Origin of the sequence: Tumebacillus algifaecis, from assembly GCF_002243515.1 — a bacterium.
Classification (GTDB): domain Bacteria; phylum Bacillota; class Bacilli; order Tumebacillales; family Tumebacillaceae; genus Tumebacillus_A; species Tumebacillus_A algifaecis.
Genome location: NZ_CP022657.1, coordinates 1078071 through 1094241, shown reverse-complemented (window position 1 = coordinate 1094241; position 16171 = coordinate 1078071). Strand labels below are relative to the sequence as shown.

21 protein-coding genes and 1 pseudogene are annotated in these 16171 nt (G+C 46.6%); 5 read left to right on the top strand and 17 right to left on the bottom strand.

All coding sequences use genetic code 11. From position 1 onward, the window contains the following. Positions 1-45: 45 nt before the first annotated feature. The 8 genes from rpsD to CIG75_RS04870 all read right to left on the bottom strand — a co-directional run bounded on the left by rpsD (position 46) and on the right by CIG75_RS04870 (position 4948). Positions 46-651 (bottom strand): 30S ribosomal protein S4, encoded by a 606-nt coding sequence (rpsD, locus tag CIG75_RS04900; RefSeq protein WP_094235638.1) that lies wholly within the window; start codon positions 649-651, stop codon positions 46-48. 8 nt (positions 652-659) lie between these two features. Then, positions 660-1082 (bottom strand): hypothetical protein, encoded by a 423-nt coding sequence (locus CIG75_RS04895; RefSeq protein ID WP_094235637.1) that lies wholly within the window; start codon positions 1080-1082, stop codon positions 660-662. A 128-nt stretch (positions 1083-1210) separates the two neighbouring features. Then, the gene (locus tag CIG75_RS04890) at positions 1211-1792 is read right to left on the bottom strand and encodes a beta-class carbonic anhydrase (RefSeq protein ID WP_172844412.1); all 582 of its coding nucleotides are present in this window, start codon (positions 1790-1792) and stop codon (positions 1211-1213) included. 15 nt (positions 1793-1807) lie between these two features. Next, positions 1808-2296 (bottom strand): dUTP diphosphatase, encoded by a 489-nt coding sequence (locus tag CIG75_RS04885; protein WP_227874363.1) that lies wholly within the window; start codon positions 2294-2296, stop codon positions 1808-1810. A gap of 232 nt (positions 2297-2528) precedes the next feature. Continuing rightward, entirely contained in the window at positions 2529-2675 is a 147-nt protein-coding gene (locus CIG75_RS20590) for a hypothetical protein (protein ID WP_157729385.1), read from the bottom strand. A gap of 167 nt (positions 2676-2842) precedes the next feature. Beyond that, positions 2843-3322, bottom strand: a complete 480-nt coding sequence (locus CIG75_RS04880; RefSeq protein ID WP_094235635.1) for a PaaI family thioesterase — start codon at positions 3320-3322, stop codon at positions 2843-2845. A gap of 160 nt (positions 3323-3482) precedes the next feature. Beyond that, positions 3483-3980 carry a GNAT family N-acetyltransferase gene (locus tag CIG75_RS04875; RefSeq protein WP_094235634.1) on the bottom strand — a complete coding sequence of 166 codons (498 nt, stop codon included), beginning with the start codon at positions 3978-3980 and terminating at the stop codon, positions 3483-3485. A 191-nt stretch (positions 3981-4171) separates the two neighbouring features. Continuing rightward, positions 4172-4948, bottom strand: a complete 777-nt coding sequence (locus tag CIG75_RS04870) for a hypothetical protein (protein WP_094235633.1) — start codon at positions 4946-4948, stop codon at positions 4172-4174. A gap of 148 nt (positions 4949-5096) precedes the next feature. On the opposite strand from CIG75_RS04870, the gene CIG75_RS04865 reads away from it, so the two are divergent. Further along, positions 5097-5456 carry a VOC family protein gene (locus CIG75_RS04865; RefSeq protein ID WP_227874362.1) on the top strand — a complete coding sequence of 120 codons (360 nt, stop codon included), beginning with the start codon at positions 5097-5099 and terminating at the stop codon, positions 5454-5456. A gap of 211 nt (positions 5457-5667) precedes the next feature. After that, on the top strand, positions 5668-6066 hold the full coding sequence (locus CIG75_RS04860; protein WP_094235632.1) for a VOC family protein: 399 nt from the start codon (positions 5668-5670) through the stop codon (positions 6064-6066). 254 nt (positions 6067-6320) lie between these two features. On the opposite strand, the gene CIG75_RS04855 is transcribed toward CIG75_RS04860, so the two are convergent. The 3 genes from CIG75_RS04855 to CIG75_RS04840 all read right to left on the bottom strand — a co-directional run bounded on the left by CIG75_RS04855 (position 6321) and on the right by CIG75_RS04840 (position 8888). Continuing rightward, a complete protein-coding gene (locus CIG75_RS04855; protein ID WP_094235631.1) occupies positions 6321-6785 on the bottom strand; it encodes a hypothetical protein in 465 nt (154 codons plus the stop codon). A gap of 281 nt (positions 6786-7066) precedes the next feature. Further along, on the bottom strand, positions 7067-7549 hold the full coding sequence (locus tag CIG75_RS04850) for a hypothetical protein (RefSeq protein ID WP_094235630.1): 483 nt from the start codon (positions 7547-7549) through the stop codon (positions 7067-7069). Between the two features lie 427 nt (positions 7550-7976). Continuing rightward, positions 7977-8888 (bottom strand): tetratricopeptide repeat protein, encoded by a 912-nt coding sequence (locus CIG75_RS04840; RefSeq protein WP_094235628.1) that lies wholly within the window; start codon positions 8886-8888, stop codon positions 7977-7979. A 93-nt stretch (positions 8889-8981) separates the two neighbouring features. On the opposite strand from CIG75_RS04840, the gene CIG75_RS04835 reads away from it, so the two are divergent. Together CIG75_RS04835 and CIG75_RS04830 are read left to right on the top strand one after the other, a co-directional pair. Beyond that, complete coding sequence (locus CIG75_RS04835; RefSeq protein WP_094235627.1) at positions 8982-9590, top strand: matrixin family metalloprotease; 609 nt, start codon at positions 8982-8984, stop codon at positions 9588-9590. Positions 9591-9615: 25 nt separating this feature from the next. Then, on the top strand, positions 9616-10227 hold the full coding sequence (locus CIG75_RS04830; protein ID WP_094235626.1) for a hypothetical protein: 612 nt from the start codon (positions 9616-9618) through the stop codon (positions 10225-10227). A 460-nt stretch (positions 10228-10687) separates the two neighbouring features. Here the strand turns inward: CIG75_RS04830 and CIG75_RS04825 are convergent, their stop codons facing one another. The 3 genes and pseudogenes from CIG75_RS04825 to CIG75_RS04805 all read right to left on the bottom strand — a co-directional run. After that, positions 10688-11569, bottom strand: coding sequence for an AraC family transcriptional regulator (locus CIG75_RS04825; RefSeq protein WP_094235625.1), 882 nt, complete (start codon positions 11567-11569; stop codon positions 10688-10690). A 785-nt stretch (positions 11570-12354) separates the two neighbouring features. Further along, the gene (locus tag CIG75_RS21390; RefSeq protein WP_265415063.1) at positions 12355-12477 is read right to left on the bottom strand and encodes a hypothetical protein; all 123 of its coding nucleotides are present in this window, start codon (positions 12475-12477) and stop codon (positions 12355-12357) included. Positions 12478-12955: 478 nt separating this feature from the next. Then, positions 12956-13567: pseudogene (locus CIG75_RS04805) on the bottom strand (ribonuclease HIII); the annotation flags it as partial. Between the two features lie 133 nt (positions 13568-13700). Here CIG75_RS04805 and CIG75_RS04800 point away from each other — a divergent pair. Next, complete coding sequence (locus CIG75_RS04800; RefSeq protein ID WP_094235620.1) at positions 13701-13949, top strand: hypothetical protein; 249 nt, start codon at positions 13701-13703, stop codon at positions 13947-13949. Between the two features lie 177 nt (positions 13950-14126). On the opposite strand, the gene CIG75_RS04795 is transcribed toward CIG75_RS04800, so the two are convergent. Genes CIG75_RS04795 through CIG75_RS04785 form a run of 3 tightly spaced genes read right to left on the bottom strand, consistent with a single transcriptional unit; the run spans position 14127 to position 16139 of the window. Continuing rightward, positions 14127-14354, bottom strand: coding sequence for a ribonuclease H family protein (locus CIG75_RS04795; RefSeq protein ID WP_157729384.1), 228 nt, complete (start codon positions 14352-14354; stop codon positions 14127-14129). Then, entirely contained in the window at positions 14354-15451 is a 1098-nt protein-coding gene (locus tag CIG75_RS04790) for a HAMP domain-containing sensor histidine kinase (protein WP_094235618.1), read from the bottom strand. Before CIG75_RS04790 ends, CIG75_RS04795 begins: the two co-directional genes overlap by 1 nt. Further along, a complete protein-coding gene (locus CIG75_RS04785; RefSeq protein ID WP_094235617.1) occupies positions 15444-16139 on the bottom strand; it encodes a response regulator transcription factor in 696 nt (231 codons plus the stop codon). The genes CIG75_RS04790 and CIG75_RS04785 overlap by 8 nt, the downstream gene beginning before the upstream one ends. Positions 16140-16171: the final 32 nt, after the last annotated feature.

Here is a 16171-nt window from a genome sequence, read left to right as displayed (position 1 = left end):
AACAAAAAAAACGCCTCCAGTGGAGGCGTTTTCCAGATCCCGCGATTAACGGGAGTAGAATTCGACGATCATCGATTCTTGAACTTGTTGCGGCATTTCTTCACGGGACGGGTAGCGAACATAGGTCGCTTCCAGTGTGTTCTCGTTCCAGTCCATGTAAGCCGGACGGGAAGTAACGCCAGCCAGTGCGTCTTTCACCACGACGATGTCGTGGGACTTTTCACGCAGGCTGATCACGTTGCCCGGGCGAACTGCAAAGGATGCGATGTCCACTTTGTTGCCGTTTACAGTCACGTGGCCGTGGTTGACCAGCTGACGAGCGCCGTCGAGCGTGCGCGCAAAGCCTGCTTGGTACACGAGGTAGTCAAGACGCGAGTTGAGCTGACGCAGCAAGTTTTCGCCGGTGATGCCCTTTTGACGTGCAGCTTCTTCGTAGTACGCGCGGAATTGCTTTTCGAGTACGCCGAAGATGTAACGCAGTTTTTGCTTCTCTTGCAATTGCAAGCCGTATTCACTGATCTTTTTGCGCTTGGTCGGGCCGTGTTGACCCGGCGGGTACGGGCGCTTGTGCACCGGGCATTTTGCAGAACCGCAAAGAGCTTGGCCGACTTGGCGGCAGAGTTTGTGTTTCGATCCAGTATTGCGTGCCATGTAAGTATCTACTCCCTTGTTTGTTCTTGATCTTGTGCTGCTTGAAACTGCTCCATTTCCTGAAGCATTTGCGAGAGCGGATCGATCACTTCAACGCCCTCCAAACGAAGTCTAGCCAACTCTTGTTCGGTCTCCTCAATGACCGATGCCAAGAGGTAAATGATGTCATTTTGCTTGTAAATCAGCACATCGGGTTCGCATGTCTCCGACAAAATTAAAGAATACACGCCGGAACCAATTTTGACAAGTGCCTTAATATGCAAATGGCACCCAGTTTCCTCCCATTTCGAGACAAATACGTCCACATCCGCACTGTAAGACCAATTTGTCAGAATGTGCTCAATACAGTCGAGAATTGGCTCAGGTTCACGGTAATGTCCGACTCCCCAACACAACTGCACGACTTCCTTGCGAATTTTTTGAGCGAGCATAACTCATCACCTTTAATTGAAAATGATTCTCATTCTCTGAGTCCTACTATAACGCAAAGCTCAGAGTTTGTAAATACTCCTTTGTAGGGTATCCCAATGAGACCAGTTCCAAACGGTGCTACTCGTTTTTACTTCCCGATCGAATCATACCCGTTGACGATCAGATCGATCCGACCGTTGTCCGGGTCGAAAATCAGTCCGTGCACCGGCACGTCTTTCGGAATCAACGGATTCTCGCGGATGGCGCTGACCACGCCTGCAACGTTTTCAATCGGATGATGAAACGTGTCCACCCATTGCGTCAACGCACCTTCGACCAGTTTGATCGCTTCGGGAGCGATGCCGCGGGCGATCATCTTTTCTTTCAGACCTTCTGCCGTCGCCGTCGCCATGCCACAGTCAAGATGGCCGATGACGATGATCTCTTTGACACCGAGGGCGTAGATCGCCATCACCAGCGAGCGGATGACCACACCAAACGGAGAGGCGACCGTGTTGCCCGCGTTTTTGATCACTTTCGCCTCACCGCGCTGAATGCCCATCGCGCCTTCCAGAAAATCGACGAGACGCGTGTCCATGCAGGTGAAGATCGCTAGCTCCTTGCTCGGAATTTTCGAGACGGGAGCTTTATGCTGTCCCTGCACCTCTGCCCACTCGCTTACAAAATTCTGATTGGCTTCCAACACTTGTTCCAAAATCGTCTTGCTCAACTTGCTACACCCCCGTTAATATCCGTCTGCCTGACGCTGATGATTGACTTCATTTTTCGCAAAGTAGGCCGCTTCGATCGCCGATTCGGACAGACCGAGTTCAGCTCCCAGACCGAGCAGGGTCGTCAGGAGCGCCGTTAGATCCGCTTCTGAGCGCGTCACAGCCAATTGGCTGCTCTTGGCTATCAGTTCAAGGAACAAAGCGGTGAGGTCGCCTTTTGGATATTCCTCGCCAAGCAACAGGTCTGTATGGCCAAGTTCTAGAGCCAAGCTTAATACGAAGTGCAGCGCATCCACATATTCTTCCAAGATGACGCGAAGCTCGGAGGCAGGCTTCTTGCTCCAAAATTTAAAACATCTCGTCTCATTGGCGAGCTCGCTGAGTTCGACTTGCAGCGCGAGCAGTTTTTTCGGTACGAGGTCCTGTCCGGCAAGACCGTGTTCTGCTTTGATCCGGGCATCGAGTTGACGCTGCAGGTGCAACAGATTATGTAAGTCAAGCAAAGCGATCCCCTCCATATTCCATAGTATCATAAAAATGAAGGGCAAGAAAAAAGGAAGGGGTCTCCCTTCCGGCATCGTCAGTTTTTCGATTTTTGTGAAAAACGGGCACTGAAAGCAAAGAGCACGCACAAAAGACCTACAAACGCAAAGACTCCAACTGCAAACAGCAAGGGCCACATCGGCATTCCCTCCACATTGGCGGGACGTGCTGCTTGGTGTGCGGGGCAGTTCGTTAGGCAGTTCGGTCGTGGAGCGAGTCGTCCATGTTGTGAATCTGAAGCGGTGGATTCTCACGCTCCGTCCAGGTGATCATGTAGACACAGATCCCGCACGAGATCAAACCTATGATTGCAGCGACAGTTCCCAGTCCAAGTATCATCTTCTAACCCCCGTAAATGTGACAAATTTGTGTCATCACTGTAACAAAAAGTTCGAAATTACGCAACAATAGTTGGACAGTGAAGCATATCAAAAGTACGAAGGTTGTCACTACTCTATGTGGCAGGAACGGAGGATAGACGCTGCTGGACAGACTTTTCGAAACTTTTACCCAATCGGTAATTTGAAGAAAGTACCAGTCGCTGAGCTGATGATGTTGCCTTCTTCATCATACACATGCGACTCCAGCACCGCGATGGTGCGTCCATTTTTTTGAAATTTGGTCTTGCAGGTGAGCGTGCCATGTTTCGCTTCTTTTAAAAAACGCACCTGTAGATCGAGCGTGACCATCTTGTGTGAAGTGCCGTTGACGACAAAGCAGGTCGCCCCCATCGCCGTGTCAATAAATGTGGATAAAATGCCGCCGTGCAGCATCCCATAGCGGTTGCTGATCTCCGGGCGTACCTCCATCTTGTGGATAAAGAGATCCCCATCCTGCCCGGCGAACTGATAGGACATCATTTCTTCCACGTAGGCCAATGGGCTTTGGTTGGAGCGAATTTTCGCTTCGAGCAGACGAACCATGAAGTCTTGATCGTCCGCAGAGAGCGTATCGAGCAGTGCTAAAAGATGATCGCGCTGTTGCATGAGTCATGCCCCTTTCTTATGCTTTGTTGCTGTTGTCTTGTACGGGGATACCTCGGTCAAGTATGTGCAGAAAACAAGACGACCAGACAGGATCACAGTCCAGTCGTTACAAGTTGGCTTTCCCACACATCTTTTCCTGCTTGTCTATCAACTCGGATTATTATTGCGATTCCTCCAGTGTCAGAATGTATTCGGCAACCTCCATGCCCCGCGCGTTAGAAAACCCTTGATCCTCGCCAGAAATGTGAAAGCCGCATTTTTCCAAGATTCGAATCGAGCCAGTATTGTCTTGCGCAACGCGGGCAAACAGGGGTCGTTCGTCGATCTGATCCAAGAATTGAGCAAGCGCCTTTGTGCCGATCCCTTGACCCCAATATGGCTTGCCGATCCAGTAGCAGACTTCCCGTCTCCCATCTACTACATAGCTCATGACGTTTCCGACCACCTGTCTGGCCGAAAGGATCGTTTTGATCAGAATCCTCTCATCGCCCCTAATTTTGCGCCAAAACGCATCAAATGCAGCCCGATCGGACGGGTCTTTCGCTGTGAAGGCGGCCATTTTGTTAGCCTCCGAATCGAGTTGATGCTCGAAAAAGAGCGGAAGATCTGCTTCTTCCAACTCTCGCAATTGCACATCGTCATTCAGCACATCATGCATAGCTCACCTGCTCCTCCTTCTGTTCGTTCCGTTGACATTCTCCTATGATAGAAGCCTAGTCATCTTGCGCATCTGCGCCTTCTATCAGGCACAGGCGTGCCGTGCTCCCTCTGTCCTCGATCTTCCGCTTCCCTCGCATCGGCGGCGACTGTGCCCACCTGCTGACCACATTCGCAGATTCATCCACACGTCTACAGCGTTGCAGGGGTGGTTGGAAGATGAACCAAAGGCGGGAACCCTGAGCGACTCCACAACCATAACGGTGTATGCACATCGATCGGCGCTAGACCGCTACCTTGTAGTGCCGCCTCCCACGCTTCCGCCACCGCTTGACGGTGCTCAGCAGTTCCGCCCAACACCTCCGCAGTGCATATGCCCAATTGGACGGACGCTTGCAAAATGTGAGTGTCTGGGGCGATGGTGATCAGTTCCCGAGACTTCCAGCTCGTTTCCGTGTAATTTTCCAAGACATAGAGCCAATAGTTGAATATCTTTGGCCCTGAGAGATACGGGAATTCGGTCTTGCGTGTTCCCTGCATGATCGCCTTCAGGACAGCAACATCGCAGTCGGCCGACTTGATCAATCCATCGACATCGCCGCTGGTTGATGATTGCACAATTCCGCTGGCCACACGTTGCCAAATTTCCGGATGGCGGTTGGGCTGCAAGCCCACGCGATGACGAAGTAACGCTTCGCGCAACTCCTCACGATCACAAGTCGCTACAGTTTGTGGATGAAAGATCCAGCGGGAGTGATCGTCAACATATGCCTCTGCAACAGATCGCCAAAGCGCGTACGAATTACGTTGGTAGTTTAACGCCATCCCCAGTGTCAGCACGTTTGGCAAATCGTCCTTGGCGACAACGCCGAGCAGAGCGTCCTCCGGCATGATCTCACCGCCGAGCAAGCCTGTCGCATGCATATGTAGGAGTGCCTTGATGTTCTTTACGATCTGATCGTCTGCCATTCTATTCCTCCTAACCTGCTATACAATTCCTTGACGCAGCCCCGATCTCCTTGCATAGTTTCTCGCATTCACGATCGAGTGCATTTCTAGTAGAATATCTGGTGTAACGATCTGGTCGTATTTACCACGATTGCAAGGAGGTATAGCTTTGCACAGGATTGTCGATGTTGATGAGGTCCTTTTCTTTGTCCAAGATGTGAGCGAAGCCAAGCGCTGGTACATGAAAGTGTTCGAGACAAGTCCAACGTTCGATGATCCCAATTACTGCACCTTTCAATTGGGCAGGGTGACGATTGGACTTCATCCAGCAGATGCTAAGACTTCCGCTGGCGTGGCAGGACAGGTGGTGTACTGGCGAGTTGAAGATCTCCAGTCGTCGATCGCACACTTCGAAGCCCACGGTTGCACACTGTTTCGCGGGCCGATCCTTGGCATCGATGGCGTGCACGTTTGCCAACTGCAAGACCCGTTCGGAAACGTGTGGGGGTTGGTCGAAAAAAAAGCATGACAAATCGCCTATCTGACCTCGCATGGCTAGCATTCTGGAATCATGACAAGATTCCCTTGTCGTTCTGACAAGGAAGATGCCAAACGCGCCCTCTCTTTCGATGCAGACAAGCGTAACGCTTACTGCTGACGATGAATGGGGACATCGGAGAATCTGTTATACTGTTGGAGAGAAACACCTCAAAAATAAGGTGCAAGGGAGCCTGATCACCATGCAAATCACAACATTTCTGATGTTCGAAGGCAAAGCAGAAAGTGCGATGAATTTTTATATGTCCATCTTTGACAACTCCGAAATCGTAAGCATTAGACGCTATGGAGCAGAAGGGCCCGGCCCAGAAGGCACCGTACAGCATGCTAAATTCTTGCTTAACGGACAAGAATTTATGTGCATCGATAGCTTCATCAAACACGAATTTACCTTCACACCGTCCATGTCTTTGTTCGTGACTTGTCACACAGAAGAGGAGATTGACAGATTGTACGCCAGCTTGTCTGAAAACGGGGGAGTGCTGATGCCGTTGGCCGCTTACCCAGGTCTTGAAAAGTTCGGCTGGGTGGCCGACCAATTCGGCGTTTCTTGGCAAATCTCCCTTGTGAAGAACGGATAATCGTAGCGCCAAGCGATCACATACTAAAAAGGCAAGCATCCTCGGGCGTCCCCGTGGTGCTTGCCTTTTTATATCTACCGACCGTGATTTTAGTGGCTGTGGGCTTCCTTCGTGATGTGGAGATTTTGACTTGCCATTCCGTTGCATTCAACAGTCACATCGGAAGCGTCATTCAGGTATTCATAACAAAATATCATATCTCACATGCATGACGATAGATGTGATATTTTGTTTATCCAATATTCCGATCCCTATTAGTACGTCAGGACTACTTTGCCGCTGATGTTGAGGAAATCATCGTATCTATCATACGAGTAATTGTCTACACGGAGCGTGTACGGGACATTCGCATCCAGCCCGGTAAAGGTAAAATTAAAGGTGCCATCACCAACTGCGGTGTAGGTCTTCACCGTTTTCCCGTTTTGGTCTCTCAGTTTGTAACGAACTTCGGTCGCGCCGGAACTCCACTGGTTGGTCACCTTACCCTGTAGCGTTCCACCGGAAGAAGATGAGAGATAGATCGGACCGTAATCTTTATAGCTACTCATGAAATCGTAGCTGATCGTGTACGTAGATTGTACAGTAACCGGCCCTTGCACAGCCATGTTTGACTTTTGTGCAATACCTGTTGGTACATCACTTGGCGCGGCGCTTGCCACGGAGGTCAGGGCTGTCCCTGCAATTACTACTGCCGACAAAATTGCTACAGCTTTTTTCATGATTGTCATCTCCCTTTAATTTAGATTACATAACAGATTATAAAACAAAGGATTAATTAACGTTTTTCCCTTATCATTCGATCTACCGTGATTATCTGAACGATGAGCTGTGAAAAATCAGCCCAACTATCAAACTTATTCATCTATGCATATTTGGAGATTTATTACTTGCTTCTAACTGCCTAGTTGATTTTTGAAGACCGTAACCAAACCTCCCACAAAACAAATGATCTGCCCCGACAGGCAGATCATTTCGATGATGCACTTTGACCAGTACCTGATCATTTTGCATAGTCCATGTAAGACCAGGTCTGGTATTTATCCAGCAAACTGCGCTTTGCTTCTGAAGACACATCTGGTGTTTGATAATACGAGGCTTCATAAAGTCGATCCGTATGCTCGTCACCATCAAGATCGAATCGCACATACATTTGGGGATAAATTCGATCTTTTTTGTAATACTTTTCGAAATAAGTCCCTTCAATCGTATCTTTCTGAAACTCAGGGTCTTGAATGAACGCCTTGGTTTTTTCGAAGATCTCCTGCATGTCAGACTCCGCGTTCTCTCCCTCCATCACATAATTGAATTCAATACCCGCTGGTGACATTTTCACTTGGAACTTTTCAATTTGCTTGTGATCTGCTTGAATCGATTTTTTGAAGATCTTCACCTGTTCTGTACTGATGTTTGTAGAAGATGTGCAGCCAAACAAAACAGGAATTAAAAGCACTACCAGTAACGCCCATAGATGCAATTTGTTCAAAACTATTGCCTCCTCTCGACTGCGGTTAGAGGAACCTTAATATTGGAACCATATCAATCCGCCACGAGATCTTTTTCTTCGCATCCGTTTCTGTCTCCGCTTCGAACTCATGCCCGCACCACATCCAGATACTTTGCCGCGTCTTGCACTTGTACAAATATCCCCATTTACCATTTACACCGAACATGGCGCCTTCCCTTTGCCATTGAGCGGGGTTTGATAACCCGTCTACGCCGAACATGTTTTCTTCTAACTTGGTCATTGCTTGATGAAAGTCTTGGGCTTGCACATCTATATCCTCGAAAATACCAATTGTCACGCAGTTTCTTGTGAATAAACAGGCAACCTACTAATCTTCCAATTCTCACCTTCGTTCGGGAATAGCACTCCCAATACTGTCTTTCGTAAGGAGTCATCAGCTTTACTTTCACAACACAACCCCACGCTTTTCTAACTGCTTCATCAGGAAGAGGTGGAACCATTCCAATCGTTCGTTTGCCTCCCGATATTCCCCTCTGTCACTCAAATACCTGCTCATTTGGAATGTGACCGCTTCCAACTCCGCAACCTTGCCGTGTTGTTCATAAATCTTGACCGCGTTGTCGAGATGCTTCTTCCCTTTCTTCTCATCTTCACGGCGAAAATAGACAGCCGACAGGACGCGATGGACTTTCCCAGTCGTAGGATCAGTATCAGATAAAGCCAGCCTTGATTTTTCGGCATACGCCCAGGCTTCATCAAACTCTTGATTCTCCAAGCAGATGAGTGCAAGATCGGCATATACTTCACCTGCCTTGTGCTTCTTTCCAGCCTGCTCACTTTGTTCCGCGATGGATGAAAGGATTTGAACGGACATTTTCCAATCGCTCGACTCGCGCTGAAGCATAAGCAATCGTCGTTGCATTTCCTGCCTTTCTTCCTGATTAGAATGTTCCTCCAGAAATATAGATGCCTTCGTAGCGTATGCTTCTGCTTGGTCATATTTCTTTTGACGATCATAAACTTCTGCCAAACGAAGATACATTTTGCCCTGTTCTTCGTTGTTGGATGGATTGAGCAGCAATGCTTTTTCGTAATACGTAGCCGCCACTGCCGCCTTGCCGAGCTGCTCATGAAGGGTTGCCAATTGCATCAACACCTTGGAATGAATATTCGGGTCGATCTCCTCCCCGCTCTGTAGTTCATCCCATGCTCGTTTCGTATGAAAAAGGGCAATCGAATACTCATGTTGTTCAGCGGCAACCCGTCCCAGATAAAGAAGTACAACTGAAGTTAGTTGATTATTCTGACTGTTATTAGCGACTTGAAGCACCTGATTCAATTCTTTTTCTGCTTCCATAATCTTAAGTGTAACTTTTATTTTCTATTGTTTTCATAGTTCTCAGCATGATACGATTGTTCTACAAATTAACACAGAAGGGAATGTCATAATATGAATAAGTTTAAAATCGCTCTCGCACTCACATTGGCACTAACTTCGCTCACAGTTCTTGAGGTAGCTCATGCTACATATTATAGTCGCGACGCCTTCTATCCTGGGAATGGACTGCCTGACTCATTGATAGGGGCATTGGTATATTTCGAAGACAGCAGTGTTTCAAGCTACGGATATTCCAGTCACATGTTAACTGCACGAACTGAGTTTGACAATGTGCCCGATGCTGTGATTAATTTTCGAAGAGCAACCTCATCTGAAATCAACTCCGCTCCGTTACGATTCTGGGTAGTTGAAAATCAATCCTCATATTGGTATGGTAAAACTTTCAACTACGATAGTAACGGTGCCCCACTTGCTGAAGCGGATGCATACTACTCAGCATGGAGTAAAGTTGACCTTAAGTTAGATAATAAAAAAATGGATGAGGCACAATTTACAACAAATCAGCGAAAGAGGGTTGCTGTTCATGAGTTGGGTCATGTGCTTAGTATGGTACATCAGCCAAGTGGTTTTAGCCATCTAGCATCTGTCATGCAACTAGAGTATCCAAATTCTTATTCACTTACGACTGTAGATATCTTAAACCTACAATACATGTATTAGATTTAAATCAAAGGAGGCTTGTGAAATGAAGAAAAGAATATCTTTGCTTGTAACGATCGCTGTGCTTGCCACTGGCTTTGGAATTTATCAATTTGCCAAGGATGATCCTTATACTAATCTTCAGGTAGGTTCAAACCAAGCTGCATTCAAAACTCATGAAAATATAGTGGAGTTGGAAACTGAATCGGACCTTGTTGTTTTGGCTAATTTTACAGGTCAGAGAGAACAGTTTAATGAGAAAGATAACCTTGGTCGTGTATCGAATACCGTAACAAAATCAGTAGTTGAAGTTGAAAAAGTGTTAAAAGGGAATGTACAGAAAAAGGATAAGATAAACGTATTTGAAGATTGCTACATCTGGAACAACGAACGCTATATCACGACCGAAGGTTATAAGTGGATGAACGAAGATGGGAAGTATTTGTTGTTTCTTTCGCGTAGCGGTATTGAGAATTCATTTGTGATCGTTGGCATATACGAAGGGAAATATGATGTAAATCTTAAGAATCACCCCACGAAACATAATGAAATGAAAAAAGCATTCCTTGATCCAGAGGTAGAATTTTTAGGTCATGGGGATGACATCGAGAGATTCTACAAACTTAAAGAACAGGCAGTAAAAAAATATGGACTCTGATAAATACAAAGGTGCTGATGGTATGACCTCCATCAGCACCTTTCATTTGATCATTTGGGTTTGTGCCGTTGGTGTTAGATTTCGCCGTAATAGTCGCTTTTGAACTTCGCCAGTTAGGCCTGGTCAGACTTCTTCACAACTTGGTTGATCTTGGCTTCGTTTTGGTTCCAAAAGCCCATTTCTTCTGAGTGAACTATTAAGGATATGAACTCCTTTTTGCCCCATAACGCCCTTCACGTTGCGTTTGATGGTCAGGGTGACATAGAGGCAAGACAAAAGGACAAGCCATTTCGTGCGCTTGTCCTTTTGATTACTCCCGTTCTGCTATTTGAACATCATCCCCCGTCTTAAAATGCAATTTCGAAACATCTCATTCACACAAACAGTACCAAACACCAATAGAACAACTGCCCAATTCGATAATCGTCAAATGGGTAGTTGTTCCTAGAGGTGCGAAGTCTTACTCTTTCACAATCGCGATGTAGATGTCCATCTGCTTGTCGGTGTCGGATTCAGAACGCTCGTCGTACCACTCAAATTCGGGCGTGCAGGCTTGATAGCCGGAGGTGGGGAACCACTCTTGGAATGCTTGCGCCCACGTTTGCTGGATGCTCGACGGGAAGTCCGCGTTTGACACTTTCGGGGTGGTGAAGACCGCATACGTGGCTTCGGGTACGGTGATGCACATCATCCCCTCCGGCACGTTGTCAAACGTCTCCGCTTCAAATCCGATCACATAGCTAAATCGGCCCGTCTCCGGCTCGAAGTTTGTGCAAATCCCGATCTCCACGCTCGGGCGAAGTTTGTTGGGAATATTGGCACCAAGGTTTTCTTGGATATAGCGTTGCCAAAACGCGGGGATGTCTTGGTGGTTTTTTCCTTCATTCGTTTCGGTTTCCAATCCGTAGCCAATCAGTTTGAATGCAGATCTTGTCACAATTGTCGGTGTCATCGTGATTCCTCCTTCTCGAATACGGGGAGTGTGCGTCAGAGTCACGAAAGGTTGCAACGCCAACGACAGCACGCTTTTACGGTACTCAAGCGGTGTCAGTTGAAACTGCCGCTTAAACGCGCGAGCAAATGCTTCGTGCGACTGAAAACCTGTCGCCAACGCGATGTCGAGAACCCGCTGGTCCGTCGTGCGCAACAGTTCCGCCGCTTTGGCGAGCCTCCGCTTGCGCAGATAATCGGCTGCTGTGCTTCCCAACGTCAAAGCAAACACGCGATGGAAATGAAACACGGAAAAACACGCAACCTTAGCCAACTCCTCCATTGTGATCGGCCGATCCAAGTGGTGTTCGATGTAGTCCAAGGTGGCTTGGATTCGCTCGATGTACTCCATGTGCGGCTCCCCGTCCTTTCTTTCTCTAGGATATCAGAATCGGCAAGAGGCTCCTTGACAATTTTTGCTGGATTTTGCCCTCAAAAAAAGTTCCCTACAAGCTGCGGGAACTCCTTTTATCATGAACGGGAGTAAAAATCGCTTCATACTTGCCATGGTTTCAAGATCGAACATCTTCTGTTGTTTTGCAATGCAGTTTTGCCAAGTTGACGAGCGTATCTTTGCTGTGTTGCTGGACGTAAGCCTTACCTGCTTGGATGACGAGAGCCGAGGCCCCTTTGGGAAGGGTGAGGCCGCGAAAAGGAAAGTATTTTACTGTCCCTCCATTTCTTGAATGGCTACAATCACCCTTACTACGTCATATTACTGAGTCCCACCACATACGTTTTTCAATTTTCGTAAAGCATTCGCCACGCACTCACATCGGAATTAAGTGCCCAAAACCGGGAATTATTCAAAGAAAAATGCAAGATATATCCCGATAAGTAAACCTACTAAATTTGTTATTCCAACGGTCCACAGGTATATTTTCTTTTTGTTTTTATACTTTGAAAAAGCATCTTCTGACCAAAAATTAAGTAGTAGTGGAATTAAAAAAAAGATATCGATAACGACCATGATAGCAATTGCGATTTCGATTTTCTCAACTAGGGACGACATTCTTGTCAATCTCCTTCATCTACGATTATCTAAATAGGGAAAGATAAAATAACAAACCATTAAACATCTGTGACTATCATTTTCTAGATAATACCAAATAAAATGTATATTGAAAAGACTGGAGTCTACACAAAAGCCGGACTTACCGATTTTCGACTCCTATCGGTGATCTTCTTGCTGACATCCACGCCCAGCGATTGCAACAGCGGCACCGCCTCGAGACCGACGATCACGCCAGCCTTCACCAATTCACCAATTCACCAATTCACCAATTCACCAATTCACCAATTCACCAATTCACCAATTCACCAAAAATATCCCCCCTTCCCCCGTTTATACAAACAGTTCCGAAAAATCTCATGATCACATACAATGATACAATTACACGCCACATCGAAAGAAGAAGGTCTGGTCTGATGAAAGCACTAAACAAAACCATAAAAACAACGCCACCTCAAGATCTCCAAACAAGATTCGCAGTTGCGTTTCTTACCTTATTTTTAGCAACCTTCTTTTTGGGTAGATCGACAACTCCACAATTAGGAATTGGTCAAATCGTTCTCCTCTGGGGCCTTTTAGTCCCTGACATGGGGAGAGTGACAGCGATTTTATTCGTCATATATTATTTTATGACATAGATAAATGCACGAGGAAGTTGCTAAATCCCATAATTTGTTACCTAAAAAATGCAAAAGGACAAGCCATTTTGTGCACTTGTCCTTCTGACTACTTTCGTTCTGCTAGTTGAATATCTTCGGCTGTCTTGAAATGCAGTTTCGATACTTCACGTAGTCCTTGTGCCCCATTTGCTTTTACAAACGCCCGACCCGCCTTAATTACAAGTGTGGACGCACCTTTCGGAAACTCAATGCCATGCTCCATCTTCACCTCATTATGCCAGCGCAGAAAGGCGTCACGCGCCAAAATGGAAGCAGCTGCGACGGCAATGTTTTGTTCTGCTTTCGGGACGATGACGAGTTGAATCGTCGAGTCTAGCTTTTTCAAGCGATTCTCGATCAGGTTCTCGTTGGCGAACTTGTCCACGACGACGAGTTTGACCGACTGGATTTCGACCAGCTTCTCGATGACGGAGCTGTGCGCCCAGGACAAAATAGAGTTGAGGTTCTTGCCTTGGGATTGGAACTTCTCATATGGTTCGTTGTATTTAACAGGCTTGAGATGCAGAACTTTGTATTTCCCGTAGCAGATTTTTTTGATCTCGGCTGCAAGTCCGGGGATCTTCGCATCGGCGATCTTCTTACTGTCATCCACACCAAACGACTGCAACAGCGGCACGGCCTCGGGATCGACGATCACGCCTGCCGTGACCAAGCCACCAAAAAATCCCCCTTATCCGATTCACACAAACAGGTACACCCTAGCATGATTCGTCCTTTTTCGACCATGATGATCTACATCGCATAAGTCAAGAAACTTTTGGGGATATTACCGTAGCAGGAGGTGAAAACTTATGGACAAAACGGAATTGACATTGAATAACGGCGATACATTTTTTGTGGAGAAACGAAATTGCGAAGCAACTGGTCAGGAGTATGTAGTGGCCTATATGGATACCCATGAACCGACTAAACAATGTGAAACAAACGTCATCGGATGCAACGGAGTTATTTATACAATTCAATGTAAAACAAGAAATACAAAAGTAGATTGTACAAAGAATCCGCCAATAATCGTTTGTGTTGACGGACCTTGCACCTAGCATATACACATGAGAAATGACAGTCATTTGGACTGTCATTTCTTAATTACACATCTTCGTTAAACTACTGTTTTCTTAAAGGACCTCTTCAGTCGAAGGATTGATCTTTCGGATAACTTGTTTTGGCTCGGTTTCAGTTAAATTCCGTATCACTTTTTGGTATGGAATCATCGCTTATCAATGAATGTCTTCTATCGTCTTGAAATGTAGTTTCGCCACGTTGGCGAGCGCATCCTTGCCATGTTGGTGTACATAGGATTTACCCGCTTGGATCACGGCGGAAGAGGCTCCGTTGGGCAAGGTGAGACCGTAGGTCTTTTTCGCGCCGTTACTCCATTTGAGCAACGCGTCGCGGGCGAGTATGGAGGCGGCATCATATACTTTTACCGACCGCACTGATCGCACTACTTCTCCAGCCCTTGCGGTAAACGTACTTCAAACAGCGTGCGAATGGTATCGCTTTCGGCCGAAATCGTGCCTTGATGTTGCTCGACAATATTTTTTGCAATGAACAAGCCGAGGCCGGTACTCTCTTCACGATGCGTTCGTGCCTTGTCGCCAGTAAAGAACATATCGAAAATATGCGGCAGTTCCTCACGCGGAATGAAATTTCCGTAATTAATGATTTGTAACACCACTTCATCGTCGTCAAGATGGCAATGAATATCGATATACTGACCGTCAAAGCCATAGCGAATGGCGTTCGTCAGAAGATTTTCAAATACTCGGGCTAGTAGCTCCCCATCGCCCATAATCGTCAAATGAGGAGTAACGTCCAATCTGGTAGTCAATTTATTTTTCTCAAGCAACGGATAGATTTCCTCGTTTAATTGGCTAAGGAACTCGCTTAGATCGATCGGGTGTATCTCAAGCGTTAGCCTGCCGTAATTCATTCGGGTGATTTCGAACAGTTCATCAATCAGCTTCTCCAGTCGTTGAGACTTGGTGAAAGCAATTCTCGTATAGTGCTTGATTTGTTCTGTCGTCAGCTCGTCATCCTGAAGAATAAAATCCAAATAACCTAATACGGAAGTAAGCGGGGTACGCAGATCATGGGCCAAATTCAAGACCAATTGTTCCTTGCTGTTTTCCGCAAAATCTCCTCTCTCCATCGCTTTCCGCAATTTTTCACTCGCCAGATTAATGTCTCTCGCAATGTCTCCAAACTCGTCGTTTGATCGAATGAGTAATCGACTGTTGAAGTCGCCGTTCGCAAGGCGGTAAATTCCTACCGAGATTTCATCGAAATACGCTACATAATGCTTCGTGAAAAGCAAGAAAAACAAGATTGAGAGTGGGATAAAAATAAGCAGAAAGAAGTTGATATCCCCAATATCTCTTATAAAGAAACGAACTTTCGTCAAGGGATCCTCGAACTTCATTCCATGATAATAGAGCTGGAGAGCCCGATAGATCAAATAGGTAATCGTGCCGGAACAGAGTGTACTTAAGCCGAATAGCAGAATCATTTTATACCGGAAGCCTCGGATCATTTTAGCCATTGAACGTATACCCTATTCCCCAAACGGTCTTGATCCATTTGTTTTTATTCTGGTCTTCGCCGAGCTTTTTCCGCAATGTGCGAATATGTACCATGACCGTATTGCCTCCTTCGTAGTAGGTCTCACCCCACACGTGTTCGAAAATATTTTCAGAGCTGTAGACCTTCTTCGGATGACTGGCTAGCAGGTACAAAATATCAAACTCTTTCGGAGTCAGCTTAATCAGGTTGCCAAAGAGAAATACGGTTCGTTGTTCGGGATCGATGATCAAGCCGCCCGCCTCCAAAACCTGGGTATTCACCGGAGCCAATCGATTGAACTGCATGGAACGCCGCAGCTGTGCATTCACGCGAGCAACCAATTCCATCGGGTTGAACGGTTTGGTCACATAATCATCCGCTCCCTGGACCAGCCCTGCAATTTTATCGAGGTCGGTCGCTTTTGCGCTCAAAAAAATGATGGGCAGATGATGCTGCTCCCGAATTCTCCGCGTCACCTCGTAGCCGTCCAGCTTTGGCATCATAATATCCAAAATTGCCAAATCAATTGGATGCGTTCGAATAGCAGCTTCTGCTTCCTGCCCATCAGCCGCTTTTATGCAACGGTAGCCTTCCTTTTGCAAATGTAGTTCGATCAAATCGGCGATTTCCGTCTCATCGTCCGCTATCAAAATGGTGATCGTTTTCATTCGTTCCCCCTGTAAAACGTCAAGATATCGCT

Bases quoted from the DNA above. Each gene is read 5' to 3' on its own strand.
- rpsD (WP_094235638.1), bottom strand. From the start codon at position 651: ATGGCACGCAATACTGGATCGAAACACAAACTCTGCCGCCAAGTCGGC.
- CIG75_RS04895 (WP_094235637.1), bottom strand. From the start codon at position 1,082: ATGCTCGCTCAAAAAATTCGCAAGGAAGTCGTGCAGTTGTGTTGGGGA.
- CIG75_RS20590 (WP_157729385.1), bottom strand. From the start codon at position 2,675: ATGATACTTGGACTGGGAACTGTCGCTGCAATCATAGGTTTGATCTCG.
- CIG75_RS04880 (WP_094235635.1), bottom strand. From the start codon at position 3,322: ATGCAACAGCGCGATCATCTTTTAGCACTGCTCGATACGCTCTCTGCG.
- CIG75_RS04875 (WP_094235634.1), bottom strand. From the start codon at position 3,980: ATGCATGATGTGCTGAATGACGATGTGCAATTGCGAGAGTTGGAAGAA.
- CIG75_RS04870 (WP_094235633.1), bottom strand. From the start codon at position 4,948: ATGGCAGACGATCAGATCGTAAAGAACATCAAGGCACTCCTACATATG.
- CIG75_RS04860 (WP_094235632.1), top strand. From the start codon at position 5,668: ATGCAAATCACAACATTTCTGATGTTCGAAGGCAAAGCAGAAAGTGCG.
- CIG75_RS04855 (WP_094235631.1), bottom strand. From the start codon at position 6,785: ATGAAAAAAGCTGTAGCAATTTTGTCGGCAGTAGTAATTGCAGGGACA.
- CIG75_RS04840 (WP_094235628.1), bottom strand. From the start codon at position 8,888: ATGGAAGCAGAAAAAGAATTGAATCAGGTGCTTCAAGTCGCTAATAAC.
- CIG75_RS04835 (WP_094235627.1), top strand. From the start codon at position 8,982: ATGAATAAGTTTAAAATCGCTCTCGCACTCACATTGGCACTAACTTCG.
- CIG75_RS04830 (WP_094235626.1), top strand. From the start codon at position 9,616: ATGAAGAAAAGAATATCTTTGCTTGTAACGATCGCTGTGCTTGCCACT.
- CIG75_RS04825 (WP_094235625.1), bottom strand. From the start codon at position 11,569: ATGGAGTACATCGAGCGAATCCAAGCCACCTTGGACTACATCGAACAC.
- CIG75_RS04800 (WP_094235620.1), top strand. From the start codon at position 13,701: ATGGACAAAACGGAATTGACATTGAATAACGGCGATACATTTTTTGTG.
- CIG75_RS04790 (WP_094235618.1), bottom strand. From the start codon at position 15,451: ATGGCTAAAATGATCCGAGGCTTCCGGTATAAAATGATTCTGCTATTC.
- CIG75_RS04785 (WP_094235617.1), bottom strand. From the start codon at position 16,139: ATGAAAACGATCACCATTTTGATAGCGGACGATGAGACGGAAATCGCC.